The sequence below is a fragment of the Erwinia sp. MYb375 genome (assembly GCF_037479175.1).
Lineage (GTDB): Bacteria > Pseudomonadota > Gammaproteobacteria > Enterobacterales > Enterobacteriaceae > Erwinia > Erwinia rhapontici.
Genome location: NZ_JBBGZS010000012.1, coordinates 68,396 through 93,847 on the forward strand (window position 1 = coordinate 68,396; position 25,452 = coordinate 93,847).

25 protein-coding genes are annotated in these 25,452 nt (G+C 52.0%); 19 read left to right on the plus strand and 6 right to left on the minus strand.

Features of this window, described 5'->3' with window-relative positions; all coding sequences use genetic code 11:
- The first annotated feature begins 2 nt into the window (after positions 1-2).
- The 8 genes from sfsA (at position 3) to panD (ending at position 6,775) form a co-directional block, all read left to right on the plus strand.
- Positions 3-707 (plus strand): DNA/RNA nuclease SfsA, encoded by a 705-nt coding sequence (gene sfsA / locus WH279_RS05680; RefSeq protein ID WP_339455264.1) that lies wholly within the window; start codon positions 3-5, stop codon positions 705-707.
- Between the two features lie 369 nt (positions 708-1,076).
- Positions 1,077-1,532: an RNA polymerase-binding protein DksA gene (gene dksA, locus WH279_RS05685; RefSeq protein ID WP_133842225.1), complete on the plus strand. Its 456-nt coding sequence runs from the start codon at positions 1,077-1,079 to the stop codon at positions 1,530-1,532.
- A 69-nt stretch (positions 1,533-1,601) separates the two neighbouring features.
- On the plus strand, positions 1,602-2,510 hold the full coding sequence (gene gluQRS, locus WH279_RS05690) for a tRNA glutamyl-Q(34) synthetase GluQRS (protein WP_339455321.1): 909 nt from the start codon (positions 1,602-1,604) through the stop codon (positions 2,508-2,510).
- A 58-nt stretch (positions 2,511-2,568) separates the two neighbouring features.
- The gene (gene pcnB, locus WH279_RS05695) at positions 2,569-3,990 is read left to right on the plus strand and encodes a polynucleotide adenylyltransferase PcnB (protein ID WP_325169075.1); all 1,422 of its coding nucleotides are present in this window, start codon (positions 2,569-2,571) and stop codon (positions 3,988-3,990) included.
- Positions 3,987-4,466 carry a 2-amino-4-hydroxy-6-hydroxymethyldihydropteridine diphosphokinase gene (folK, locus tag WH279_RS05700; protein ID WP_339455265.1) on the plus strand — a complete coding sequence of 160 codons (480 nt, stop codon included), beginning with the start codon at positions 3,987-3,989 and terminating at the stop codon, positions 4,464-4,466. Before pcnB ends, folK begins: the two co-directional genes overlap by 4 nt.
- Positions 4,467-4,665: 199 nt before the next feature.
- Positions 4,666-5,460 (plus strand): 3-methyl-2-oxobutanoate hydroxymethyltransferase, encoded by a 795-nt coding sequence (gene panB / locus WH279_RS05705; protein WP_339455266.1) that lies wholly within the window; start codon positions 4,666-4,668, stop codon positions 5,458-5,460.
- Between the two features lie 14 nt (positions 5,461-5,474).
- Positions 5,475-6,329 (plus strand): pantoate--beta-alanine ligase, encoded by an 855-nt coding sequence (gene panC / locus WH279_RS05710; RefSeq protein WP_171149220.1) that lies wholly within the window; start codon positions 5,475-5,477, stop codon positions 6,327-6,329.
- Between the two features lie 65 nt (positions 6,330-6,394).
- Positions 6,395-6,775, plus strand: a complete 381-nt coding sequence (gene panD / locus WH279_RS05715) for an aspartate 1-decarboxylase (RefSeq protein ID WP_171149221.1) — start codon at positions 6,395-6,397, stop codon at positions 6,773-6,775.
- A gap of 91 nt (positions 6,776-6,866) precedes the next feature.
- On the opposite strand, the gene WH279_RS05720 is transcribed toward panD, so the two are convergent.
- Together WH279_RS05720 and WH279_RS05725 are read right to left on the minus strand one after the other, a co-directional pair.
- Positions 6,867-7,637, minus strand: coding sequence for an ABC transporter permease (locus tag WH279_RS05720; RefSeq protein WP_133842230.1), 771 nt, complete (start codon positions 7,635-7,637; stop codon positions 6,867-6,869).
- Positions 7,634-8,560 carry an ABC transporter ATP-binding protein gene (locus tag WH279_RS05725; protein WP_133842231.1) on the minus strand — a complete coding sequence of 309 codons (927 nt, stop codon included), beginning with the start codon at positions 8,558-8,560 and terminating at the stop codon, positions 7,634-7,636. The genes WH279_RS05720 and WH279_RS05725 overlap by 4 nt, the downstream gene beginning before the upstream one ends.
- 107 nt (positions 8,561-8,667) lie before the next feature.
- Between WH279_RS05725 and can the strand changes: the two genes are divergently transcribed.
- The gene (gene can, locus WH279_RS05730; RefSeq protein WP_133842232.1) at positions 8,668-9,330 is read left to right on the plus strand and encodes a carbonate dehydratase; all 663 of its coding nucleotides are present in this window, start codon (positions 8,668-8,670) and stop codon (positions 9,328-9,330) included.
- 58 nt (positions 9,331-9,388) lie between these two features.
- Here can and hpt read toward each other — a convergent pair whose 3' ends face one another.
- Positions 9,389-9,925, minus strand: coding sequence for a hypoxanthine phosphoribosyltransferase (gene hpt, locus WH279_RS05735; protein ID WP_133842233.1), 537 nt, complete (start codon positions 9,923-9,925; stop codon positions 9,389-9,391).
- A gap of 252 nt (positions 9,926-10,177) precedes the next feature.
- Here hpt and WH279_RS05740 point away from each other — a divergent pair, with 252 nt between their 5' ends.
- Positions 10,178-11,455, plus strand: a complete 1,278-nt coding sequence (locus tag WH279_RS05740; RefSeq protein ID WP_339455267.1) for a cystathionine gamma-synthase family protein — start codon at positions 10,178-10,180, stop codon at positions 11,453-11,455.
- 713 nt (positions 11,456-12,168) lie between these two features.
- On the opposite strand, the gene WH279_RS05745 is transcribed toward WH279_RS05740, so the two are convergent.
- Complete coding sequence (locus WH279_RS05745) at positions 12,169-13,926, minus strand: PglL family O-oligosaccharyltransferase (RefSeq protein ID WP_339455268.1); 1,758 nt, start codon at positions 13,924-13,926, stop codon at positions 12,169-12,171.
- A 484-nt stretch (positions 13,927-14,410) separates the two neighbouring features.
- Here WH279_RS05745 and WH279_RS05750 point away from each other — a divergent pair, with 484 nt between their 5' ends.
- From WH279_RS05750 to WH279_RS05775, 6 genes are all read left to right on the plus strand, one after another.
- On the plus strand, positions 14,411-14,944 hold the full coding sequence (locus tag WH279_RS05750; protein WP_339455269.1) for a fimbrial protein: 534 nt from the start codon (positions 14,411-14,413) through the stop codon (positions 14,942-14,944).
- A gap of 381 nt (positions 14,945-15,325) precedes the next feature.
- On the plus strand, positions 15,326-17,845 hold the full coding sequence (locus WH279_RS05755; protein ID WP_339455270.1) for an outer membrane usher protein: 2,520 nt from the start codon (positions 15,326-15,328) through the stop codon (positions 17,843-17,845).
- A 72-nt stretch (positions 17,846-17,917) separates the two neighbouring features.
- Positions 17,918-18,667: a fimbria/pilus periplasmic chaperone gene (locus tag WH279_RS05760; RefSeq protein ID WP_445235261.1), complete on the plus strand. Its 750-nt coding sequence runs from the start codon at positions 17,918-17,920 to the stop codon at positions 18,665-18,667.
- Positions 18,668-18,849: 182 nt separating this feature from the next.
- On the plus strand, positions 18,850-19,350 hold the full coding sequence (locus WH279_RS05765; protein ID WP_339455272.1) for a fimbrial protein: 501 nt from the start codon (positions 18,850-18,852) through the stop codon (positions 19,348-19,350).
- Between the two features lie 17 nt (positions 19,351-19,367).
- Entirely contained in the window at positions 19,368-19,841 is a 474-nt protein-coding gene (locus WH279_RS05770; protein ID WP_339455273.1) for a fimbrial protein, read from the plus strand.
- A 13-nt stretch (positions 19,842-19,854) separates the two neighbouring features.
- Complete coding sequence (locus WH279_RS05775) at positions 19,855-20,403, plus strand: fimbrial protein (protein WP_339455274.1); 549 nt, start codon at positions 19,855-19,857, stop codon at positions 20,401-20,403.
- A gap of 97 nt (positions 20,404-20,500) precedes the next feature.
- Here WH279_RS05775 and cueO read toward each other — a convergent pair whose 3' ends face one another.
- A complete protein-coding gene (gene cueO / locus WH279_RS05780) occupies positions 20,501-22,105 on the minus strand; it encodes a multicopper oxidase CueO (RefSeq protein WP_339455275.1) in 1,605 nt (534 codons plus the stop codon).
- Positions 22,106-22,310: 205 nt separating this feature from the next.
- Here cueO and WH279_RS05785 point away from each other — a divergent pair, with 205 nt between their 5' ends.
- The 3 genes from WH279_RS05785 to speD all read left to right on the plus strand — a co-directional run bounded on the left by WH279_RS05785 (position 22,311) and on the right by speD (position 24,567).
- Positions 22,311-22,658: a YacC family pilotin-like protein gene (locus WH279_RS05785; protein WP_048914955.1), complete on the plus strand. Its 348-nt coding sequence runs from the start codon at positions 22,311-22,313 to the stop codon at positions 22,656-22,658.
- Between the two features lie 214 nt (positions 22,659-22,872).
- The gene (gene speE / locus WH279_RS05790; RefSeq protein WP_339455322.1) at positions 22,873-23,730 is read left to right on the plus strand and encodes a polyamine aminopropyltransferase; all 858 of its coding nucleotides are present in this window, start codon (positions 22,873-22,875) and stop codon (positions 23,728-23,730) included.
- A 27-nt stretch (positions 23,731-23,757) separates the two neighbouring features.
- On the plus strand, positions 23,758-24,567 hold the full coding sequence (speD, locus tag WH279_RS05795) for an adenosylmethionine decarboxylase (protein WP_200643762.1): 810 nt from the start codon (positions 23,758-23,760) through the stop codon (positions 24,565-24,567).
- Positions 24,568-24,684: 117 nt separating this feature from the next.
- Here the strand turns inward: speD and WH279_RS05800 are convergent, their stop codons facing one another.
- On the minus strand, positions 24,685-25,446 hold the full coding sequence (locus tag WH279_RS05800) for a DeoR/GlpR family DNA-binding transcription regulator (RefSeq protein WP_339455276.1): 762 nt from the start codon (positions 25,444-25,446) through the stop codon (positions 24,685-24,687).
- Between the last annotated feature and the right edge of the window lie 6 nt (positions 25,447-25,452).

Genomic DNA, 25,452 nt, shown 5'->3' on the forward strand with positions numbered 1-25,452 from the left:
CTATGGAATTTACGCCCGGACTGCTGTCAGCACGACTGGTTAAACGTTATAAACGCTTTCTGGCCGATATTGTGACGCCCGAAGGAGAGGCCCTGACCATCCATTGTGCCAATACCGGTGCGATGACCGGATGTGCCACGCCGGGCGATACGGTCTGGTACTCGACATCGGCCAGCCTGACGCGGAAATATCCGCACAGCTGGGAGCTGACGCAGACGCAGCAGGGGCACTGGATTTGTGTGAATACCCTGCGCGCTAATGGACTGGTACGTGAAGCCCTCGCCGCCGATCGTATTCCAGAGTTATCCGGTTACGATAAAATCGTACCTGAAGTGAAATACGGCAGCGAAAACAGCCGGATTGACTTCCTGTTACAGGCGGATAATCGCAGTAACTGCTATATTGAAGTCAAATCCGTGACGCTATTACAGCAGGGTAAAGGGTATTTTCCGGATGCGGTGACCGAGCGTGGCCAGAAGCATTTGCGCGAACTCATGCAGATCGCGCAATCGGGCCATCGTGCGGTACTGTTCTTCGCCGTTCTGCATTCGGGGATTGAGGACGTTTCCCCGGCGCGTCATATCGATGTACGCTACGCGGAACTATTGGCACAGGCACAACAGAGTGGCGTTGAACTGCTCTGTTATAAGGCGCAGTTATCACCTGAAGGGATCAACCTGCACAGCCCCCTGACGGTGGAGTTGTAAAATTTAGCGCAATTTGTTTTGATACGGCAAATCTGCATTTCCAACCGATTTCAAACGGCAGAAAAAGGGCAACCGAAAGAATCTCCCAATGCTTACATCATGTTAAGTGCAGGGGGGAAAAGAAGAAGCCCACATCGCTGTGAATTGAGAGTGGAAGATGAGACGCGCTAAATACGCTTTTCCTCACATGCTTGTCAATAGATGTTCAGGAATAATTGCTAACCTTGACCGCTTCTGTTATTTATAGCGGCCTGTTTTTTCCCCTTAATGGGATCGATACCCGAAGATTCGGGTTGCAGGGTCGCTATCAACGCACCTGCAGCTTAAAGACAAAGGGTGTAGTAGTGCGTGTTATCCAGGAGAAACAACATGCAAGAAGGGCAAAACCGTAAAACATCGTCCCTGAGTATTCTCGCCATTGCTGGTGTGGAACCATACCAGGAGAAGCCGGGCGAAGAGTATATGAACAAAGCCCAGCTGGAGCACTTCAAGAAAATTCTTGAAGCCTGGCGTAACCAGCTTCGGGATGAAGTGGACCGCACTGTTTCGCATATGCAAGATGAAGCCGCTAACTTCCCGGACCCCGCTGACCGCGCAACTCAGGAAGAAGAGTTTAGTCTTGAACTGCGTAACCGTGACCGTGAGCGCAAGCTGATCAAAAAGATCGAGAAGACGCTGAAGAAAGTGCTGGATGACGATTTTGGCTACTGTGATTCCTGTGGTGTTGAAATCGGTATTCGTCGCCTTGAAGCACGTCCAACGGCTGATCTTTGCATTGACTGCAAAACGCTGGCGGAAATCCGCGAAAAACAAATGGCCGGTTAACGGTTCATTGATTGTGCAGTGAAGCAGGGAGCGGTTTCCGCTGCCGCTTCACTGCCTCTCTTATCCATGATGTCATCATCTTATATTGGGCGCTTCGCCCCCTCCCCGTCTGGCGACCTGCATTTCGGCTCACTGATTGCTGCTTTAGGCAGTTACCTACAGGCACGTGCACAACGTGGCCTCTGGCGTGTCCGTATTGAAGATATCGACCCTCCCCGCGAAATTCCCGGCGCCGCAACGCGTATTCTGAAGCAGTTGGAAGATCACGGGCTGGAATGGGACGGCGATGTGCTGTGGCAGTCGCAACGCCATGACGCTTACCGTGCAGCACTCCACGATCTGCAACGGCAGGGTCACTGCTATTACTGCACGTGTACCCGCAGCCGGATCCAGCAAACAGGCGGACTGTATGACGGTCACTGCCGCACGCTGGGTCATGGCCCGCATCAGGCGGCACTTCGTTTAAAAGTCGACCATCCGGTGCTGGCGTTTGACGATCGGCTACGCGGGCGCGTTGAGGCAGACCCTGCCTTGGCGCGTGAAGATTTTATTATTCATCGCCGCGATGGGCTATTTGCCTATAATCTGGCGGTGGTGGTCGACGACCATTTCCAGGGCATCACTGAAGTGGTGCGCGGGGCAGACCTGATTGAACCCACGGTGCGCCAGATAACGTTGTATCAACAGTCTGGCTGGACTGCGCCCGCACATTTACATCTGCCGCTGGTGCTTAATCAGGACGGCAATAAACTGTCCAAGCAAAATCATGCCCCGGCATTGCCCGCAGGCGATGCACGCCCGGCACTGGTTGACGCCTTGCGTTTTCTCGGCCAGACCGTCACCGCTGGCTGGCGCGATTTAACGCTAACAACACTATTACAGCAGGCCGTTGATGGCTGGGATTGCGAAAAAATCCCCATTAACGATGCAAGGCTGGCGCATACCGCGACTTCGGCATTCTCAAACGGCTCACTCTGAGCTATGATTAGCCGCTGTTTTTACTGACCAGATTTCAATGTCACTATCGAGGTGTCCCATTTTTACCCGAGTTGCTAATTTTTGCCGGAAAGTCCTCAGTCGTGATGAGGTGGCGCCAGCCGTGGTCGAGGAAGTGCGCCAGATGGCCGTCATTCCACGTGACGCCCATAACATCTCGCGCAAGGACATCAGTGAAAATGCCCTCAAGGTTCTGTATCGCCTGAATAAAGCCGGATATGAAGCCTACCTGGTAGGTGGCGGCGTGCGCGATTTGTTGCTGGGTAAAAAACCGAAAGACTTCGATGTGACCACCAACGCCACGCCGGACCAGATGCGCAAGCTGTTCCGCAACTGCCGCCTGGTTGGCCGTCGCTTCCGTCTGGCACACGTGATGTTTGGCCCGGAAATTATCGAGGTTGCCACCTTCCGTGGGCATCACGAAGCCGAACAACAGGTCGCCGATGACCGCAACAGCTCGCAGCGCGGCCAGAACGGCATGCTGCTGCGCGACAATATTTTTGGTTCAATTGAAGATGACGCCCAGCGCCGCGATCTGACCATTAACAGCCTGTATTACAGCGTGGCTGACTTCTCCGTACGTGATTACGTTGGTGGACTCAGCGATCTGCAGCAAGGCATTATCCGCATGATCGGCGACCCGGAAACCCGCTACCGTGAAGACCCGGTGCGTATGCTGCGCGTAGTGCGTTTTGCCGCCAAACTGGATATGAGCATCGCCGCCGAGACTGGCGAACCTATCCCGCGTCTGGCGACACTGCTGAATGATATTCCCCCGGCGCGTCTTTTTGAAGAAACCCTTAAACTGTTGCAGGCGGGCTACGGCCACAGTACCTATCTGAAACTGCGGGAACATCAGTTGTTCCAGCCGCTGTTCCCGATCATCACCCGTTACTTCACCGAACAGGGTGACAGTAATATGGAGCGGATGATCCTTCAGGTGCTGAAAAACACCGACAGCCGCATCCACAACCAGATGCGTGTTAACCCGGCGTTCCTGTTTGCCGCCATCTTCTGGTATCCACAGCTGGAGGCGGCACAGAAAATTGCTCAGGAAAGCGGTCTTGCTTATTACGATGCCTTCGCCCTGTCGATGAATGATGTGCTGGATGAAGCCTGTCGTTCACTGGCGATCCCGAAACGTATCACCACGCTGGTGCGTGATATCTGGACGCTGCAACTCCGCCTGTCGCGCCGCCACGGCAAACGCGCGTGGAAGCTGATGGAGCATCCTAAGTTCCGTGCCGCCTACGACCTGCTGGCACTGCGTGCCGAAGTGGAACATAACAACGAGCTGCAACGCCTGACAACATGGTGGAGCGAGTTCCAGGTTTCTGCACCACCGCAGCAGAAAACCATGCTCAACACCCTGGGTGACGATCCGGTGCCACGCCGTCGTACCCGCCGTCCGCGTAAACGCGTACCGGGCAGCCCACGTCGCGAACATAATAACGACGCATGATCCGCGTTTATCTGGCGCTGGGGAGTAATCTGGCCGACCCGTTGCATCAGGTGCAGTGTGCCCTGAATGCGCTGGCGGCCATTCCCGATACCACGCTGGTTGCCACCTCTTCCCTCTACCGCACCCCACCTTACGGTCCGCCGGATCAGCCTGATTTCCTTAACGCCGCTGTGGCGCTGGATACCCGACTTGACGCTGAATCCCTGCTGAACCATACCCAGCGTATTGAACTGGAGCAGGGCCGCGTACGCAAGGCACACCGCTGGGGGCCGCGTACACTCGATCTCGATATCATGCTGTTTGGTGAGCAGACGCTGAACACGCCGCGCCTGACAGTGCCGCATTATGATCTGCACAACCGCGCCTTTATGCTGCTGCCGTTACTGGAGATCGCCCCTGAACTTTGCCTGCCAGATGGCACGCGGCTGGCGGAAATTCTGGCCACCCTCGACAGCAGCAGTATCCGGCACTGGTAAAGCATAAGGGTCGGGCATGCCCGACCCCTACTGCCCCCCCATCGGTTCCCTTACCCGTAGGGGCGAGGCACGCCTCGTCCGCGACAGTGCTGACATGCCTCGCCCGCGACCATGCTGGCATGCCTCACCCGCGACAGTGCTGACATCCCTCTTCCCTTCCTTTAAGATACTGCCCAACTGGATTTTATTAGGTGAAATGATGAAACCGACAACTGTCTCGACCCTGCATCAGTGGAAACAACAGGGGCGTAAATTCGCCTCGATTACCGCGTACGATTTCAGTTTCGCCAAACTCTTTGCCGATGAAGGCATTGAAGTGATGCTGGTCGGGGATTCGCTCGGCATGGTCGTACAAGGCCATGACTCCACACTGCCCGTGACGGTTGCAGATATTGCCTATCACACTCAGGCAGTGCGCCGTGGCAGCGCCAATGCCCTGCTGCTCGCCGATCTGCCGTTTATGAGTTACGCCACACCGCAACAGACTTTTGATAACGCCGCGCAGCTGATGCGTGCCGGGGCCAATATGGTCAAACTGGAAGGCGGGAAATGGCTGGCAGAAACGGTAAAACAGCTGACTGAACGCGCAGTGCCTGTTTGCGGGCATCTGGGTCTGACGCCCCAGTCGGTCAATATTTTAGGCGGCTACAAAGTCCAGGGGCGCTCCAGCAGCGATGCTGACCGCCTGCTGGATGATGCGCTGGCGCTGGAAGCCGCAGGTATGCAGCTGGTCGTACTGGAGTGCGTGCCGGTTGCACTGGCGCAGCGTATTACCGAAGCACTGACCATTCCAACCATCGGCATTGGTGCGGGTAACGTTACCGATGGTCAGATCCTGGTGATGCACGACGCCTTTGGCATCACCGGCGGCCATATCCCCAAATTCGCCAAGAACTTCCTCGCTGAGGCTGGAGAGATCCGCGCCGCAGTGCGTCAGTATGTGGCCGAAGTGGAAGCCGGAAGCTATCCGGCTGCCCAACACAGTTTCCAGTAACCGAGGAGTAAGCCGTGCTGATTATTGAAACCCTGCCAATGCTGCGCCGTGAAGTGCGGCGCTGGCGCCAGGATGGCAAGCGCATCGCGCTGGTTCCCACGATGGGTAACCTGCATGACGGGCACATGACGCTGGTCGACGAAGCACGCGCGAATGCCGATATCGTCGTGGTGTCGATTTTCGTGAACCCGATGCAGTTCGAACGCGCTGATGACCTGGCACGCTACCCGCGTACGTTGCAGGAAGATTGCGAAAAGCTAAATCGCCGTGGCGTTGACCTGGTGTTCTCTCCTGCCCCTGGCGACGTTTACCCGCAAGGCCTGGGTGAACAGACCTTCGTTGAGGTTCCCGGTCTCTCCACGCTACTGGAAGGGGCCAGCCGCCCCGGTCACTTCCGTGGCGTCTCCACCATCGTCAGCAAGCTGTTTAATCTGGTGCAGCCCGACCTCGCGTGCTTTGGCGAAAAAGATTATCAGCAACTGGCGCTGATCCGCAAAATGGTGGCGGATATGGGCTACGATATTGACATCGTTGGTGTGCCAACCGTGCGCGCCAAAGATGGCCTGGCGCTCAGTTCGCGTAACGGCTATCTCACCGCCGATGAGCGCAAAATTGCGCCCGTGGTGAGCAAGGTCATGAACGGTATTGCGGAAAAACTGAGCCAGGGTGAACGCCATGTGGACACACTGATTGCAGAAGCCGAAAACGCCCTCAGCGATCAGGGGTTACAGCCTGACGGCCTGGCGATTGTCGATGCCGATACGCTGCGACCGCTGAATGTCGACAGCCAGCGCGCAGTCATCCTGATGGCGGCCTGGTTGGGTAAAGCGCGTTTGATAGATAACCAACAGGTTGATCTGACGCAGTAGACAGCAGCGCCCTCTCAGGCAATACTGACGGCCGTTTTTTTGAATTGATTGCAGGGTGACTTTTTATGAACCGTACTATGTTGCAGGGCAAACTTCACCGGGTCAAAGTGACTCAGGCCGACCTGAATTACGAAGGTTCCTGCGCCATCGACCAGGACTTCCTCGACGCTTCCGGCATTCTGCAATACGAAGCGATTGATATCTATAACGTGAACAACGGCCAGCGTTTTTCCACCTATGCGATTGCCGCGGAACGGGGTTCAAAAATCATTTCGGTGAACGGTGCGGCAGCGCGCTGTGCCTGCGAAGGGGACCTGCTGATTATCTGTTCTTACGTGCAGATGTCCGATGCCGAAGCGCGTGAATGGCAGCCTAAAGTGGCCTATTTTGAAGGCGACAACCAGATGAAACGCCTGGCGAAAGCCGTGCCGGTTCAGGTCGCGTAAGTGATATTTAACGGGCCGATCGGAAAAATGATCGGCCCCTTCGTGACCTGTAGGGGTTGACCCTCTTTTTCGGTCAACCCGCTATCTCACATTAAGTACGTAACCCGCGTCCCCGCTGAATTAACACCCACACCAGCGCATAGAACACCACGATAAACGCCACCAGCACGCCCAGCGTAAACACCAGCGGCACATCGTTAATCCCCAGGAAACCATAGCGGAAGCCACTGATCATATAGACAATCGGGTTCAGCTTAGACACCATCTGCCAGACCGGTGGCAACAGCGTCAGCGAGTAGAACACGCCCCCCAAATAGGTCAGCGGCGTCAGCACGAAGGTGGGGATCAGGCTGATATCATCGAAGGTGCGCGCAAATACGGCGTTCAGCAGACCCGCCAGTGAGAACAGCACCGCCGTCAGCACCAGCGTCACCGCCACCATCAGCCATGAATGCACCTGGAACGGCACGAAGAACAGTGAAATCGCCGTTACCAGTACACCCACACAGATACCGCGCGCCACACCGCCGCCCACGTATCCGGCAATGATCACGTGCGTCGGCACCGGTGCCACCAGCAGTTCTTCAATGTTGCGCTGAAACTTGGCGCTAAAGAAGGATGATGCCACGTTGGCATAGGCATTGGTGATCACCGCCATCATGATCAGACCCGGCACGATAAACTGCATATAGCTGAAACCGTGCATTTCACCGATGCGCGAACCAATCAGGTTGCCGAAGATAATAAAATAGAGCGTCATGGTGATCACTGGCGGCACCAGCGTCTGGATCCAGATGCGCGCGAAACGATTGACCTCTTTACCCCAGATGCTTTTCAGGGCCACCCAATACAGATGCATCATGCTTTATCTCCTTTGCGCCCGTTAACCAGGTCGACAAACAGCTCCTCAAGACGGTTGGCTTTATTGCGCATACTGAGCACCTGCACCCCCTGATGGCTCAGCTGGCTGAACACACTGTTCAGCCCCTGCTCACGCAGCACTTCCACTTCCAGCGTTGAGGTATCCGCCAGACGATACTGGAATCCTTCCAGCTTCGGCAGCGGGCTTTTTGGCGCGAGGTCGAGGATAAAGGTTTCTGATTTCAGCTTGGACAGCAGGCCTTTCATTGAGGTGTTTTCCACCAGCTCACCGCGCTGGATAATGCCGATATTGCGGCACAGCATCTCGGCTTCTTCCAGATAGTGGGTGGTCAGAATAATGGTGGTACCCTGGGCGTTCAGCTCTTGCAGGAAGGTCCACATTGAGCGACGCAACTCGATGTCGACGCCCGCGGTGGGTTCATCGAGGATCAGCAGTTTAGGCTCATGCATCAACGCACGGGCAATCATTAAACGGCGCTTCATCCCACCGGAGAGCATCCGCGCACGTTCGTTGCGTTTTTCCCACAAATCCAGCTGTTTTAGGTATTTTTCAGCGCGTTTCTGCGCTTCCGGTTTTTCCACGCCGTACAGTCCAGCCTGGCTGACCACAATCTGTAGCACCGTTTCGAACTGGTTAAAATTGAACTCCTGCGGCACCAGGCCCAGCTGGCGCTTAGCGTTAACGACATCCTGCTGAAGGTCGTAGCCAAACACGCGCACCTTACCGGCGGTTTTGTTCACCAGCGAACTGATAATGCCAATGGTGGTGGACTTGCCAGCGCCGTTAGGCCCCAGCAGTGCATAGAAGTCACCGGCTTCTACCGCAAGGTCGATTCCTTTGAGCGCCTGAACCCCACCTGCGTAGGTTTTGGTTAGCTTTTCAAGCTCCAGTGCATAAGTCATAGATTAAAGAGTGCCCTGTTTTGTTGTGGTTTCTTGTTTGTCATTTTCAATTGCGCGGCATTACCCTATATTACTGTACGCATTTCGAGTTATTGGCCGACACCATTATGAAAGACATTGATACCCTTATCAGCAACAACCGCCAGTGGTCCAGGTTGCTGAAAGAGGAAGATCCCGGTTTCTTTGAGCGCCTTGCTCAGGCACAAAACCCCCGTTTTCTCTGGATTGGCTGTTCAGACAGCCGCGTACCTGCCGAGCGCCTGACCGGGTTGGAGCCGGGTGAACTGTTCGTTCACCGCAACGTCGCTAACCTGGTGATCCATACTGACTTAAACTGTCTTTCGGTCGTGCAATACGCGGTTGAAGTGCTGGAAGTGGAACACATTATTATCTGTGGTCACTACGGCTGCGGCGGCGTTAAAGCGGCAGTTGAAAATCCAGAGCTTGGCCTGATCAACAACTGGCTGCTGCATATTCGCGATTTGTGGTACAAGCATAGTTCGTTACTGGGTGAGCTGCCGCCAGAAAAGCGTTTCGACAAACTGTGTGAAATCAACGTGATTGAGCAGGTGTATAACCTGGGTCACTCGACCGTGATGCAGTCAGCGTGGAAACGCGGGCAGAAGGTTAATATTCATGGCTGGGTTTACGGCATCATGGATGGCTACCTGCGCGATCTGGGCGTCAGCTCAACCAATCGTGAAACCCTGGAACAGCGCTATCGCCAGGGCATTGCTAACCTGCTCAACGACCCGGATCTTAATCCTTAAGCGGCACATATTATTATAGGCCGGAGGATCCGGCCTTGGTCGATTGTGCTCTGCCGGATTATTCGTCCAGCATCACCACTTTGCCCACATAGGGCAGGTGGCGATAGCGCTGAGCGTAGTCAATACCGTAGCCCACCACAAACTCATCGGGAATGGCGAAGCCGACATATTCTACTGGCACATCCACTTCGCGACGCGACGGTTTATCCAGCAGGGTACAGATCGCCAGCGACTTCGGCCCACGCAGGCTGAAGATCTCACGCACTTTGCTCAACGTATTGCCTGAATCGATAATATCTTCGACGATCAGTACGTCTTTGCCTCGGATATCTTCATCCAGATCTTTCAGGATTTTCACATCACGCGTGCTTGAGGTGCCATTGCCGTAGCTGGACGCCGTCATAAAGTCGACTTCGTGAGAAACATCGATCGTGCGGCACAGGTCGGCCATAAACATAAAGGAGCCACGCAGCAGGCCCACCAGCACCATGTCGCTGCCGCTGTCACGGTAGTGGTCACTGATTTGCTTGCCGAGTTCGGCAACGCGGGATTTGATCTCAGCTTCGGAGATCATCACTTCAACGGTGTGTTTCATAGATAGTGGTTCGTCGATTGTTCAGGGAAAGCGGTGAAGTTTATCACACTTCGTCGCTTTCCCTCACTGTTGCGCAACGTCGCTTACCGCCCCCGCACCACAGACATATAGACTGCCATACGTTCAGACAGCCCTATTTCATATGGCTTTTTGATTTAACCATAGAGCGATTATTCATTTATCTCTCACTCCTGCCACATGCTAGCTTATGCGCAACAATAATAAGTCACAGGCCTGATAGCCGGAGTTTGCATGCCTTCTTCACATTCGAAAAAAACACATATCGGTAACCGCGAGCTGCATCCTGAAACCCAGATGCTCAACTATGGCTATGATCCGTCATTGTCAGAAGGCGCGGTCAAACCGCCGGTGTTTCTCACCTCTACTTTCGTATTTAACAGTGCAGAAGAGGGGCGAGACTTCTTTGACTATGTTTCCGGCCGCCGCGAACCGCCAGCCGGAGAGGGTAACGGGTTGGTCTACTCGCGCTTTAACCATCCGAACAGCGAGATAGTTGAAGATCGCCTGGCAATTTATGAACGCACCGACAGCGCTGCGTTGTTCTCTTCCGGCATGTCAGCGATCTCCACCACCCTGCTGGCTTTCGTCAAACCGGGCGATACCATCCTGCATTCACAGCCGCTGTATGGCGGCACGGAGACGCTGCTGAGTAAAACCTTCCGTAATCTGGGCGTTTCGACGCTTGGATTTGCGGATGGTGTGAACGAAGCCGTGGTGCAGGCCGCCGCAGAAGAAGCGATGAAGCTGGGACGTGTATCGGTGATACTGATTGAATCCCCGGCGAACCCGACCAACAGCCTGGTGGATATTGCGCTGATTAAGCGTGTAGCCGACCATATTGAGCGCCAGCAGCAGCATCGCCCGGTGATCGCCTGCGATAACACCCTGCTCGGCCCGGTGTTTTCACGCCCGACGGAACACGGTGCCGATATTTCTCTCTACTCACTGACCAAATACGTAGGCGGCCACTCCGACCTGATTGCCGGAGCCGCCATGGGCAACAAGGCGTTAATTCGCCAGGTGAAAGCCCTGCGCAGTGCCATTGGCACGCAGCTTGACCCACATTCCAGCTGGATGATTGGCCGCTCGCTGGAGACGCTGGCGCTGCGTATGGAGCGCGCCAACGATAACGCCACGGCGGTTGCTGAGTTCCTGCGCAGCCATCCGCAGGTGGAGCACGTCCATTATTTGCCCTTCCTGGACCCGGCCTCCGCAGAAGGCAAGGTGTATACCACTCAGTGCAGCGGCGCAGGCTCGACCTTCTCCTTTGATATTCGCGGCGGCGAGGCAGCAGCGTTCCGTTTCCTCAACAGTCTGCAACTGTTTAAGCTGGCGGTGAGCCTGGGCGGCACCGAATCTCTTGCCAGCCACCCGGGCAGCACGACCCACTCCGGCGTTCCGCTTGATGTGCGCAACCGTTTTGGTATCACCTCATCCACCATTCGTCTGTCGATTGGTATTGAGAATAAAGATGACTTGATCGAGGATGTGCGACTGTCCCTGGGGTAAGGCGTTATCCGCAGAGCTGGGATGTTCCCGCCTCAAGGGGCGGGACATCATTGTCAGGCTGCGCCAGCCTGATGTCGTGTAGAACCTTTTTATCCCCCCTCACTTAGTAACCATCCAATAAATAGATATTTTAATTAAAATTTATTTAGCATGATTCGCAACACATAAAAATCCACAAACCGATTAAATAACCCAACCTCAGCAATATTCCACTTAACGATGAGGGAAAAACTTCTTATCAACGAGTCGAAAAAACCCATACAACTTATATTATAAACCTCCCAAAAAAACCGGAGAAAATCAACAATTAAAAAAGAAAAAATATTATTTAATTCATCATTACAATGCCGAGATTAAAATGAAAAATATCAACATCGATTTTTATCATTATGAAAGCGATATCATTTCATTGCATGGTAAGGTTTTATCTATGAAGCGCGAGAATAAATCCGTTCGATTAAGCAATAACCAGATGAAACTTTTCATTTGCCTGACAGGCAAAATAAATGAAAAAAAGAAGATCATTGATATAATTTGGGGTGATGAAGGAAAAAACAAAGAGACCGAAAAAAAGTTCAACAAACTCATTTACAGGACCCGACTAACATTAAGCAAGGCGGGTTTCCCATCAGACATGTTTTTAACTATTCCTCACTTCGGCGTTTGTCTTAATCAATCATGTCTCACGATGTCACCGCCCAAGTTTGGATACATCATTTGATACCTTCCTGAAGATGGACCATGAAACGTTCATCTTCAGGAAACAGTGCGTGAGCCTCACGGCGCAATCGTTGGTATGTTATTGCATCCTGCTGATAGTGCGCGATAGACAGCCATGAGGCATAAACATTTTTATCAATTCTGCGGGAAAGATAGGAATCAGCCCAACGAACGTAACCCTCAAGTAAAGCAGGATCACGCGTTTGATTAAACATCAACAAAGCATGAATTTGCTGATCATAGTGCCAGCGTTCAGTATTAACCCCTGGATCAAACGCCATAGCGCGGCGGGCAGGTTCAGCATTTAAAAAACGATTGCGCTCAAGAGAAGTCAAAGACAGGTTTGCATATAATGCAATACCGGCCAGCAAGAGTATTGTGATGGAAAAGACGGGCAAGGCCTTTCTCAAAAAGGCAGTCGTCGCAGCAGAAAGTGAATAGTACCTTGCCGTTGGTGTAATATCGCTATCCAGTTTTGCCAGCAACAGGATGAAAATAGCCCAGTGCGCGGTTGAAAGGCTGAACGGAAACTCCGTTTGAGTGTGCAGCAGTATCGGCAATAATGCACAGGATAATCCTCGGTTCAGGCCAGTCTGATATTCGTTTAGCTGACGGGTTGGCCGCCATGCTCGCCACACCATATCCCCCCCGACATAAACCAACAGTGACAATCCAATAAACGCGATAACCCCTCCTTCAACACACCACAGTAATATTTCATTATGCGGGTGGCTGACAACTTTCGTCTCTAATGTTGAGAATCCCTGAGTAAGGCGATAATGTTGAAAGTTATATTCGAAGCTACCATATCCCCAGCCTGTCCAGGGTCTCTCGGCAATCATGCTCAGCGTGCTTTTAAGGATAGCCATACGGGCAAAATTAGAGCCAGTATGCGCGACGTCAGTAATATGGCCGCTCCATTGAACTGCAATCGCCAGGACAATACTCGCTCCCATTAAGCCTGCGGCGATAAGGTTTTTTTTTGGCGCCGCCTTCGCCCCAATGATTAATAACAATACGTCTGAAATCGCACCACCGAGCCAACCCACTCTTGACTGTAACCACACCAGCAATGCAGGAAAAATCAGCAAAATCAGACCTAAAGCGCATAGCCGAAGACGTTCTCTTTTAATGTTATCCAGGATAAAGCCCGGCAACAGTAATAACATGATGGCTAATGCCAGCCCCGTGGCAATAAAACTTGCCAACACGTTCACCTGCTGAAAAACACCATACGGTCGGCCCCAAGACTGCGGATAAGCAAGCCAGGCCGGCACCGCTTCTGGTATCGTGAATTGCAACAAGGCGATCAATGCCTGAAAAACGATTGCTATCAGTAAGATGTAATACAGAGAAAACCGGTAAAAGCATCGCGTGCTCAATTGCAGGCACGATACATAGAAGACCCCCCCTCCCAGCAACCCAAGCCAGCGTAAACGTGCAACATCCTGCCATTGGGGTGAAGTAAAGAACAAAGGGATGCCCAGAATGGCAATGGACACGAATATCAAGCGGGATGCTGTCGTGAGGCGAACGGCCTTGTCTGATGGAAACGTTAGCCAAATCGTTGAGACCAGCGCGGCTATAACAGCCCAGGTAATGATATTTTGGGGAAGCTTTAGGCCACTTCCTCCCATATTAGGCAGGTACAGATGACTGAGGAATCCAAACCAAATTATCAACAAATACAATGGTAACCAAGAAATCCCACCCAGCTTGCCAACGTTTAAAACACGTAACTTACAGTTCATTTTATACACCTGATTTTTTCAACATCTCCGTTTCACGGAATAGTTAAAAATGCTCACTCAAAAAATAAAAAAAGTTTAAGACAATGACCCACCACCAATAAAAAATGAATTATAAAAAAAGGAAAAATAAATTTCATGAGCGCGCCTGTAACTTGAATATGTCTCCATGCCTCTCAGTGGCTTAATTTCGACAATTATTCCGTATCTTACATTAGAGTAGTACAAGGTGTTACTTTTTATTTTTATGTCAGAATAAAATGTCGCTAAATTAATTTTAGTAGCGTTAAAATCCCACTTTATTCCTTTGGCTATTATTTTTTAGTTTTTTTACTCGCATTTCATCCAGAATGATTTTTTACTATTAAATACACCCATTACTCTGCAATAATTCCACCACCGTAACATTGATATTATTCAATAAGTACGGGCTGCAGCACCGCAAGCTTCAACATCAAGGATTTTATTAATTAAGGAATCGCTTCAAATGAAAATGAATAAAATTATTCTGGGCATGTCATTAGCTCTGGGTATGGTTTCCATGAGTCACGCGGCAACTACATTAGCCAAGGGAAACGGTTCTGTCACCTTTACAGGTTCTGTTATTGATGCGGCATGCTCAATTGAGCCAGAATCGGTTGATCAGACCGTAAACCTGGGCATGGTGTCCAAGGTTGCTTTAAAAGATAAAGGTTCATCTGTACCTCAGAACTTCGAAATCCAGCTGAGCAACTGTGATCTCGAAGGAGCCAAAAAGACTGTTTCTGCAACATTCACCGGTCCTTCCGGTGCGACCACTGGCATGCTGGGTATGACCGGTACAGCCAAAGGTGCCAGCATCGCGCTGACCGATGGTGCCGGCAAGTTAATTAAGCTAGGCGAGGCGACCACGACTCAGGCTCTGCAAACGGGTACCAACAGCATGCTGTTTTCAGCCTATCTGCAGGGTGATGGCGCATCAGACGGTATTGTCCCTGGTGACTTCAAGAGCGTAGCTAACTTCACTCTGACTTATCAGTAAGATACTCGTTATTCATGCATGTGGATAACCCCACATGCATTTTATCTGCTGCCATTCACAAGCATTCTTATGTTCACAATAATAACTGACATGGCTTTATTTGGTATAATTAACCTATTTTTAACCTTAGCAAGAGATTAGTTTCCGTGAAGAGCAGTGATTCCTTAGCGAAGGAAATATTAACGATATTCGACTTACTACAGCCTGTGAGTAACCTAAAAAATTCACATGCCGTTGAATAATTTCAACGGTATAGTTAAAAATGGATTATGACTAAAATATCATGATCGAGCGATTGTAGTTACAACCTCACTTCGCTAACCTCGGTTAAAACTGCACATCATCATTAATACTAAATGGAATTATATAAAAGGACAGAGGATGATGGCGTTAACCAATCTGAAGACATGGTCTTCGCGCCCGCGTTTTCTGAGTTTATTGATTGGGCTCATTATTCATGGAACTGTTTTTACTGTTCGGTCAGATGAATTTACATTTAACACTGACATATTGGACATTAACGATAAAAATAATATTGACTTAGAACAGTTTTCCCGTAGCGGTTATATCATGCCGGGTGAATATTCTATGACAGTTCAGATTAATAAACAGGAGCTTTTAGAGCAACCGGTCACATTCATCGCGCCGGAAGATGATCCTAAAGGCAGTGTAGCCTGTGTCTCGCCAGAACTGGTCGAGCAATTTGGACTAAAACCTGAAATAAAGGACAAACTGACCTGGTGGAATCAGAGCCAGTGCCTTGTACTGGACAGCATGAAGGGAATGACCGCTAAGGGTGATTTAGGGGCGGCCAGATTATATCTGAGTATTCCGCAGGCTTATCTGGAATATTCCAATGATAACTGGGATCCACCGTCGAGTTGGGACAACGGTATTCCGGGCATTCTTATGGATTACAGAATTAATACAAAAGCCCAACGGCAGGAACAGCATGGAGCACAAAGCTATAACGTCAGCGGTAGCGGTACCGTTGGTGCCAATCTGGGTGCCTGGCGTTTACGTGCTGACTGGCAGAGCCAGTTAGATCATAAGACCGGTTCTGGTGAACCTACCAGGCATAACTGGGACTGGAGCCGCTATTACGCCTATCGGGTCATTACGCGACTGAAGTCGCGTTTGACCATAGGTGAGAACTACCTGAACTCCGACATCTTTGACAGCTTCCGTTATGCGGGGGTTAGCCTGACAAGCGACGACAATATGCTGCCACCGAATCTGCGCGGCTATGCGCCAGAAGTTACCGGCACTGCGCGCACGAATGCCAGGGTCGTTATCAGCCAACAGGGGCGTGTATTGCAGGAAATACAGGTCGCAGCTGGCCCTTTTCGTATTCAGAATATTAATGATGCGGTTACTGGTCAGCTGAATATTCGTGTCGAAGAAGAAGATGGCACCGTACAGGAATTCAATCTGGACACCGCCAGCGTTCCGTATCTGACGCGCCCGGGCACATTACGCCACAAGGTGGCAGTAGGACGACCTAATGACTGGCAGCGCCGTACCAACGGTCCGCTTTTTGCCACTGGAGAGTTTTCCTGGGGTGTCAGCAATGGCTGGTCGCTGTATGGCGGCGGCGTAACGGACGGCGATTACAACGCGCTGGCGCTGGGGATCGGCCGTGATTTGATGGTCCTGGGTGCCTTGTCATTTGACACCACACAATCGCATGCAAAGTTACCAAAAGAGGGTGAAACGCTTTCTGGCGGCTCTTACAGGCTGAGCTATTCGAAACGTTTTGACGATTACGATAGCCAGGTCACATTTGCGGGTTATCGCTTCTCGCAGAAAAACTATATGACCATGGGGGAATATCTGGATGCACGTACTTACGGCACGCGTTCACAAAACAGTAAAGAGATGTACACCATCACCTTTAACCAGCAGTTTCGGGATTTAGGGCTAAGTGCCTACCTGAACTACAACCACCAGACGTATTGGGACCAGCCAGCGAACGATCGGTACAACCTGACGCTGTCACATTATCTCGATATTGGCCAGCTGAGAAACCTGAGTCTGTCGGTGACGGCGTATCGCAATAAATTTAACGGGATAAACGACGACGGCATGTACCTGTCACTGTCGATGCCATGGGGCAATGGCGGATCCATCAGCTACAGCGGCAGCTGGGAAGGTAAAGAAAACAGCCACCAGGCAAATTACTACAACCGAGTTAATGATAACGATAGTTATCAGATAAGTAGCGGAGTGTCACGTAGCGGTGTCACCACGAGTGGTTATTACAGCCACCAGGGGAGTATTGCCCAAATAAACGCAAATGCCAGCTATCAGGAAGGACGTTATGCCACTGCAGGCTTGTCATTCCAGGGAGGGGCGACTGCCACGCTGAAGGGGGCGGCATTGCACCGTTCTGGCAGCATGGGAGGGACCCGAATACTGCTCGACACCGGTGGTGTCGCGGGGATCCCTATTCAGGGCTATGGCGCAACGACGCTGTCCAACTATTTTGGCAAAGCGGCAGTTTCCGATGTGGGCAGCTATCACCGTAACCGGGTCAGTATCGATCTGAACACACTGCCGGATGATGCGGAAGCGATGAACTCGGTTGTGCAGCTGACTCTGACTGAGGGTGCTATTGGCTACCGGAAATTCGATGTGATCTCTGGGGCAAAAGCGATGGCGGTGATCCGCCTTGCCGATGGTTCGGTTCCACCGTTTGGCGCAACGGTTCTGAACCTGAAAAAGCAAGATGTCGGCATCGTCGACGACGGCGGTAGCGTGTACCTGAGCGGTATTAAAGCCGGTGAAGCCATGACAGTGCACTGGAGTGGAAGAGCACAATGTGCATTCGACTTACCTGAAGAGCTATCGAACAGCAGCCTGACAGGCTTATTGCTGCCGTGCCATTTGCTAAGCGAATAAGCCCTTTGGACAGAGACGCTTGATGCATATGACGCATCACAACTGAATACTATTTTATTGAGAACGAGTGAAATGAAACTGAAGATGAAAACACCATTGATCGCTGGCGCTATATTATGTGCTTTGACCGCACAATCGGCTTTTGCCGCTATCGCTCTGGACCGCACCCGTGTGGTTTATAACGGTAGCCAAAAATCGATCAGCCTGAATGTCAGCAATGAGAACAAACAACTGCCTTATCTGGCTCAAGGCTGGATTGAGGATGCACAGGGTAACAAGATCACCTCTCCGCTGGCGGTGCTGCCGCCGGTGCAGCGTATTGAGCCTGGTGCTAAAAGCCAGGTGAAAGTTCAGGGCCTGCCCGCTGCCGCACAATTGCCACAGGACCGGGAATCACTCTTTTACTTCAACCTGAGAGAGATCCCACCGCGCACTGATAAACCCAATACCTTACAGATAGCCCTGCAGACGCGCATCAAAATGTTCTACCGACCTGAACCACTGGAGATTATGTCAGGGGACACGCCGTGGCAGGAGCAAATCACCTTAACTAAACAGGGTGGCAAGTACATGGTGAACAATCCAACACCTTATTTCATCACCCTGGTAGATGCCAAAGCGTCCGCAAAAGGCGAATCAGCAAAAGAGTTTCAACCGTTGATGGTGGAACCCAATGGCCAGAGCTTGATGACAGCGGGAGTGAGCTCACTGGGTAACAGCCCGGTACTGACTTACATCAATGACTACGGCGCTCGTCCCCAGTTGCAATTTAGCTGCAAAGCCAGCAGTTGCGTGGCAACACCAGCCAATAGCAGTCACTAATGCGGAACCGGGACATGGCATTGCCGTTGACGGAAACACAAGGTGTGTCTGGTGCGGCCTGAACCCGCATTGTTATTAATGTTGGGGAAAAGGTCTCGTGGCGCCACAACACAAAGGCGCGTTACAGGGCGGCTTGTCTCTGGCACAACTGAACTTCAGGCTGATAGAGGGGTAAGGAGCCAATGATAAGTTCAAAGCGTTTATGGTCAAAAGCGTGGGCAGCGGGTCTGGGTGTGGCTTGGTTACTGATCAGCCCACAGGTTTCATCAGCCTACCGATTGAGTTTGAGTGTGGATGTCATCCCCTCACCTTCCTGTGAGATCAATGGCAAACGACCGATCGAAGTGGATTTTGGCGAGGTCCTGACCTATAAGGTGAACGGCGACAACTATAAAAAAAACGTGCTGTTCGACATTAAATGTACCAATACAACCGCCAATGACATGTCCATTAGTATAAAAGGTACAAAGGCCCGTTTTGGCAAGGATATTCTGGGTACTGATAAGGAGATCTTAGGTATCGAATTTCTCAGCAATGGGCAGCCAGTGACACTCAACAGTGAGATTAAGTTTACTTATCCCAACCTGCCGAAGTTACAGGCGGTGCCGGTGAAATCCCCCGGCATGACGCTGCAGGCTGGGAAATTTTCGGCCGCAGCAACCATGACGGTGACATACCATTGAAAAGGAACAAACTGACTATGCGATTTTTACTCTATAGCTTATTGCTAATACTCAGCCGGCCATTGTATGCCGCAGATAATATGCTATTTAGCGGTACGCTGATTGGGCCGCCGCCCTGCAAAATTAACGGGGGAGATAAGGTAGATGTCAATTTTGGTGACCAGCTGGGGGTCCACAAAGTGGACGGAGTGAACTACCTGAAGACCCTGAGTTACTCCATTACCTGTGAAAAAGGGGTGACCGGAATGGACGTGATGTTCACACTGAGTGTAAAAAAAACGACCTATAATAACGCAGCAATCCAAACCAATATGGCTGATTTGGGCATCCAGGTATTGCAAAACGATAAGCCTTTCGTTCTGGACATCCCGTTAGTGATCGACCCCAAAGTGCCCCCTACACTGAAAGCGGTTCCGGTCAAAAAGCCGGGCGCAAACTTAAAAGTGGGAGTATTTTCGGCCACGGCAACATTAAAGGCAGAATATCAATGATGGACGGTAACAGATGAAGCACGATCCTAAAGACGGCAGAAGCAAAACAAGCCTGGAAATAGCGGGATTATTATTGTTATCCAGCTTTGCCGTTCTGGCGGAGGACAACGTGCATTTACGCGGCGCCCTGGTGGCAGAACCCTGTGTCATACCACCGGGGGAAGAGAACCTGCAACTGGACTTTGGCTCGGTGATCGACAAATATCTGTATCTGAATAAGCGAACGCGTGGGCAACCCTTTGAAATTCATCTGACGGCATGTAACCTGAATCAGGGCAACACACTTACCGTTACATTCATTGGCAATGAAAACCCGCAATTGCCTGGATTATTAGCCCTGGATGCTGCCAGCCAGGCCAATGGCATTGCGATAGGCATGGAAACCCGGCAAGGCAAACCGTTGCCGTTAAACCTGGCCGGACAAAAATCTATCCTGATGGCAGGCAGTAACCTAATCGCCTTTAAAGCTTATATACAGGGTGAACCTGAGGCAATCGCAAAAAAAACCATTGAGCGTGGCCCCTTTAGTGCAGTGGCCACTTTTCGCCTGGAATATGAGTAACGCCTGTAACGAACAATGCGTTTCAGGCATCCATCACGCAAAAATCGGGGGCCATTCATGCGCCCCGCTCTTTGCAGCCTGTCGTGGCAACACGTCGCTACGCCACGGTAAAGCCCAGCATCATGCCGGTATCTTCATGCTCCAGCAGATGGCAGTGCGCCATATAAGCATTGGCGGCATCGGCCTGATGGTTAAAGCGCACCAGCACCTCGCTGCGCCAGCCCTCAACACGAACGGTGTCTTTCCAGCCGCTGCGATGTGCGACAGGGGGTTTGCCATTTTCCGACAGGATGCGGAACTGGGTGCCGTGAATATGGAACGGATGCAGCATCTCATCGCCTTCACCTGAAATGGTCCACTTCTCATACACGCCCTTCGCGACCTCAAACGAGGGTTTATCCATATTAAAGGCCACGCCGTTGATCTGATTACCGTTATGGAAATCATAGCCTTTCACCGGTTTTGCATGATCCATTCCGGCCATGTTGCCGTGATCCATTCCAGCCATATCAGATTTCGCCGGGCTTGCCGGTGTATCGCTTTCGTGCCCGTCCATCGCCATACCGGCCATCGACGCATGTCCGTATTTTTCCATCAGCGCCATCATGCCGCGACGGTCGAGTTCCGGATCCATCATTAATTGCATCCAGCGAGTTTTAAGCCCGTCAGTCGCAGGAACGGCGGGCAGCTCCACCAGCTTGTCCGGAAGCGTTCCGCTGGCCAACACCCGCAATGGATTAATCGACAACACCGGCAGAGGCTGATCAAAGGGCTTCAGTGTCATACCCATCTGACGCACCGGCAACGTTTGCAGGTCGAAGGGTTTACCGTCAGAGGTATCCACCAGCACTTCATAACGTTCGCCCGGCAGCATCGGCAGCTCGCTGACCTGCACGGGCTCAGCCAGCAGGCCGCCGTCACTGGCAATCACATACATCGGGCGCTGATCGCTGGTGGTCAGATTGAGCGAACGGGCATTACAGCCATTCAGCAGACGCAGACGCAGCCAACCTCGCGGTACGCCGGTCTGCGGGTAGATAGCCCCATTCGTCAGCATCGTGTCGCCAAACCAGCCCACCGCCGCACTCATGATATCCAGCTGGTAATCGATCTGGCTGCCGTCAGCACTCAGGCGCTTATCCTGTAAAATCACGGGAATGTCATCAACGCCCCACTGTTTGGGCAGCAGCAGCTTGCCGCTTTCCGGGTCGTTGATCAGCACCAGCCCTGCCAGTCCTTGCGCGACCTGGTAACCGGTACGGCCATGTTGATGCGGATGGAACCAGCAGGTCGCAGCCGGTTGATCGGGCGTGAATGTCACCCGGCGGCTGCTGTTCGGCGCGATCCGCGCCTGTGGCCCACCGTCGACGTTGCCCGGCAGTTCCAGACCGTGCCAGTGCACCGTCGTCGTTTCGGGCAGACGATTATGCACGGTGATGTTGACCTCTTTGCCACGATCCAGTTGGATCGCCGGGCCAAGCAGGCTGCCATTATAGCCCCAGCTTGGCACGTTTTTACCGCGCCACAGGCTGTTACCGGTCTGGGCAATCAGGGTGATTTCACTGCGCGCATCGGCCGTCAGTAACGTGGGTATCGGCAACAGCGGGCGCTGTTCAGCCGCCATTAATGAACGGCTCCACAGTGGCAATGCACTGGCTGCGCCGATGGCGGCGCTTAATTTGATAAAATCACGACGTTGCATTATCCATTCCTTATTCAGTCCTTGTCTAAGATGTCTGTATCAGATATCGATAGCGACTGACAGCATAAACCCTGCCCCAGCGGGAAGGTCAAGCCCGTTAAAAGATTGCGGGATAAGCCCTTCAGGACTTTTCTGTCTTAAAAGTGGCTGGCACCCGGCCTGAACTGTGCTAACGTCAAGCTATTGCACACGTATGAGATAAACCATGAAGAAAAGCATCAAGGCTCTGTTGCTGTTAGGGCTGTTTGGCTTCTCCTCCACCAGTTTCGCCCTCAGCGAATCGGAAGCAGAAGATTTGGCAGATTTAACCGCCGTATTTGTTTATTTGAAAAACGATTGTGGTTATCAGGATCTCCCCGACGGGCAAATTCGCCGTGCATTGGTGTTTTTCGCACAGCAAAATCGTTGGGATTTAACCAATTACAACAGCTTTAATATGAAAGCATTAGGTGAAGACAGCTATCGCGATCTCAGTGGTATTGCCGTACCGAACGATACTAAGTGTAAATCTCTGGCGCGTGACTCTCTGAGCCTGCTGGCCTACGTGAAGTAATCGTTCTCTCGCCCTCCTGCTGCTGATTTGACCGTGCAACTGCGGTCATTAATCGCTATGATACTGGCCCATTTTTCGCGGCTGTTATATTCGCCCTGATTCAGCCTGCACCTGCGCAGGCCACGTTTGCTCCCCCCGTCACACAGTGTTCACACGGGTGCCGCCGGGCTGCAACGTGCATGACGGAGAGTATATGAGGATGAAAACCCCCACCATGACCGATAAAGAAATGTGGTATGAAACGCTTCATGCCGGATTCGGGCAGTATTTTTCTGTCGACAACGTACTGTATCGCGAGCAGACCGAACACCAGGATCTGATTATCTTTCAGAATGCGGCATTAGGCCGGGTAATGGCGCTGGACGGCGTAGTACAAACCACCGAACGCGATGAGTTTATCTATCACGAGATGATGACACACGTTCCGTTGCTGGCCCACGGGGCCGCAAAGCGAGTGCTGATCATCGGCGGCGGTGACGGTGCCATGCTGCGTGAAGTCTCCCGGCATAAAAACATCGAACAGATTACGATGGTTGAAATCGATGCTGGCGTGGTGACCTTCTGCAAAGAACACCTGCCGAACCACAGCCAGGGCGCCTATGACGACCCGCGCTTTACCCTGGTGATTGACGATGGCGTGAACTTCGTTAAACAGACCAGCGAAAAATTCGATGTGATTATCTCTGACTGCACCGACCCGATTGGGCCGGGAGAAAGCCTGTTTACTTCAGACTTTTATGAAGGCTGCCACCGCTGCCTGAACCCAAATGGCATCTTCGTGGCGCAGAACGGCGTTTGTTTCCTGCAGCAGGATGAAGCGGTGAACAGCCATCGCAAACTCAGCCACTATTTCGCTGATGTCAGCTTCTACCAGGCTGCGATCCCGACCTACTACGGCGGCATTATGACCTTCGCCTGGGCCAGTAATAATCCGGCGCTGCGCCAGCTCGATGCCGCGACAATTGCCTCACGCTTTGCACAAGCAGGCCTGAACTGCCGTTACTATAATCCGGCGATCCACACTGGCAGCTTTGCCCTGCCGCAATATCTGTTAAATGCGCTGGCCGACTAACCAGGTATTTTAAGGGGGTGAACTAAATTGCAAAAGCTTAAACTACATGGCTTCAACAACCTGACGAAAAGCCTGAGTTTTTGTATCTACGATATCTGTTACGCAAACACCGATGCGGAGCGTGACGGATATATTGCATACATTGATGAGCAGTATAATGCTAACCGCCTGACCGAGATCCTGAGCGAGACCTGCTCAATTATCGGTGCCAACGTGCTGAATATCGCGCGTCAGGATTATGAACCCCAGGGGGCCAGCGTTACGATTCTGGTCAGTGAAGAGCCGATCGATCCGCGCGACATCGACACCTCCGAACATCCTGGCCCGCTGCCCAACTCCGTTGTGGCGCACCTCGACAAAAGTCATATCTGCGTACATACCTACCCGGAAAGCCACCCTGAAGGCGGTCTGTGTACCTTCCGTGCAGATATTGAAGTCTCGACCTGTGGTGTCATTTCGCCACTGAAAGCGTTGAACTATTTAATTCATCAGCTGGAATCCGATATTGTCACCATCGATTATCGCGTACGTGGGTTTACCCGCGATGTGAACGGGGTGAAACACTTTATCGATCACGAGATTAACTCTATTCAGAATTTCATGTCGGATGATATGAAATCGATGTACGACATGATGGATGTGAATGTGTATCAGGAAAACATCTTCCACACCAAAATGCTGTTGAAAGAGTTCGATCTGAAACACTATCTGTTCAATACCGAACCCGCCGATCTGAGTCCGCAGGAACATAAACGCATTACGGGTTTACTGTGGAAAGAGATGCGTGAGATTTATTACGGCCGCAATATTCCGTCGTTGGGATTAAAAACGCAGTAACTGGTTGGGTGTATTGATATCCGTAACAAGGCGACCTTCGGGTCGCTTTTTTATTGGCGTCAGATCTTGTTACTGAAAAGTGCGCGGGTCGATCGTTGATCGGCCCGGGATTTAGCGTTACAGCGCCAGCCTCAGCGTAAAGTCCTGCTCACTCAGCTCACTCTGAGATTCATCGCTAAGCAGCCTGTCGGTAATAATATCCGTCAGTTGCTGGAGCGGTGCCGCCTGAAACAGCGACCAGGAACCGTACTTACTGCTGTCGGCCAGCAGCACCCGGCGGCGTGCATTGGCCAGCAGGTCCTGCTTCAGCCCGGCTTTCTCTTCCGTCGGTGCCGTGATGCCCTTCTCCAGGCTCCAGGAGTTACAGCTGACAAAAGCGATGTCCGGATAGATATTACGCAGCAGACGGCGTCCGTGCTCACCAATACAGGACTGGCTGGAGTCGTCGATGCGCCCACCGATAATCGTCACTTCAATCTGCTTAAACTCGGAAAGAAACAACGCGATATGCAAATCAGCCGTGATCACCCGCAGCGGCAAATGCGTCAGCTGACGTGCCAGCTCCAGCATGGTGGTGCCGGCATCCAGCACCACAGCATCACCGGCTTTCACCAGGCTGGCCGCGGTATGCGCAATAACCCGTTTCTCTGCCAGATGACGCTGCATCTTCTCAACCGTGGTGGGCTGATTGGGAATAAAGCGGTTCAGGGTTACCCCACCGTGGCTACGGCTGATCACCCCTTCCTGATCGAGTTTTATAAGGTCGCGTCGGATGGTGGCGGGTGACGCCGCAATGGCAGCCACCAGCTGTTCGACCGTGACCAGATTATGACTTTTCAGATAGTCCATAATCTGATCGAGGCGGCTTTGTCCCTTCATATGTCC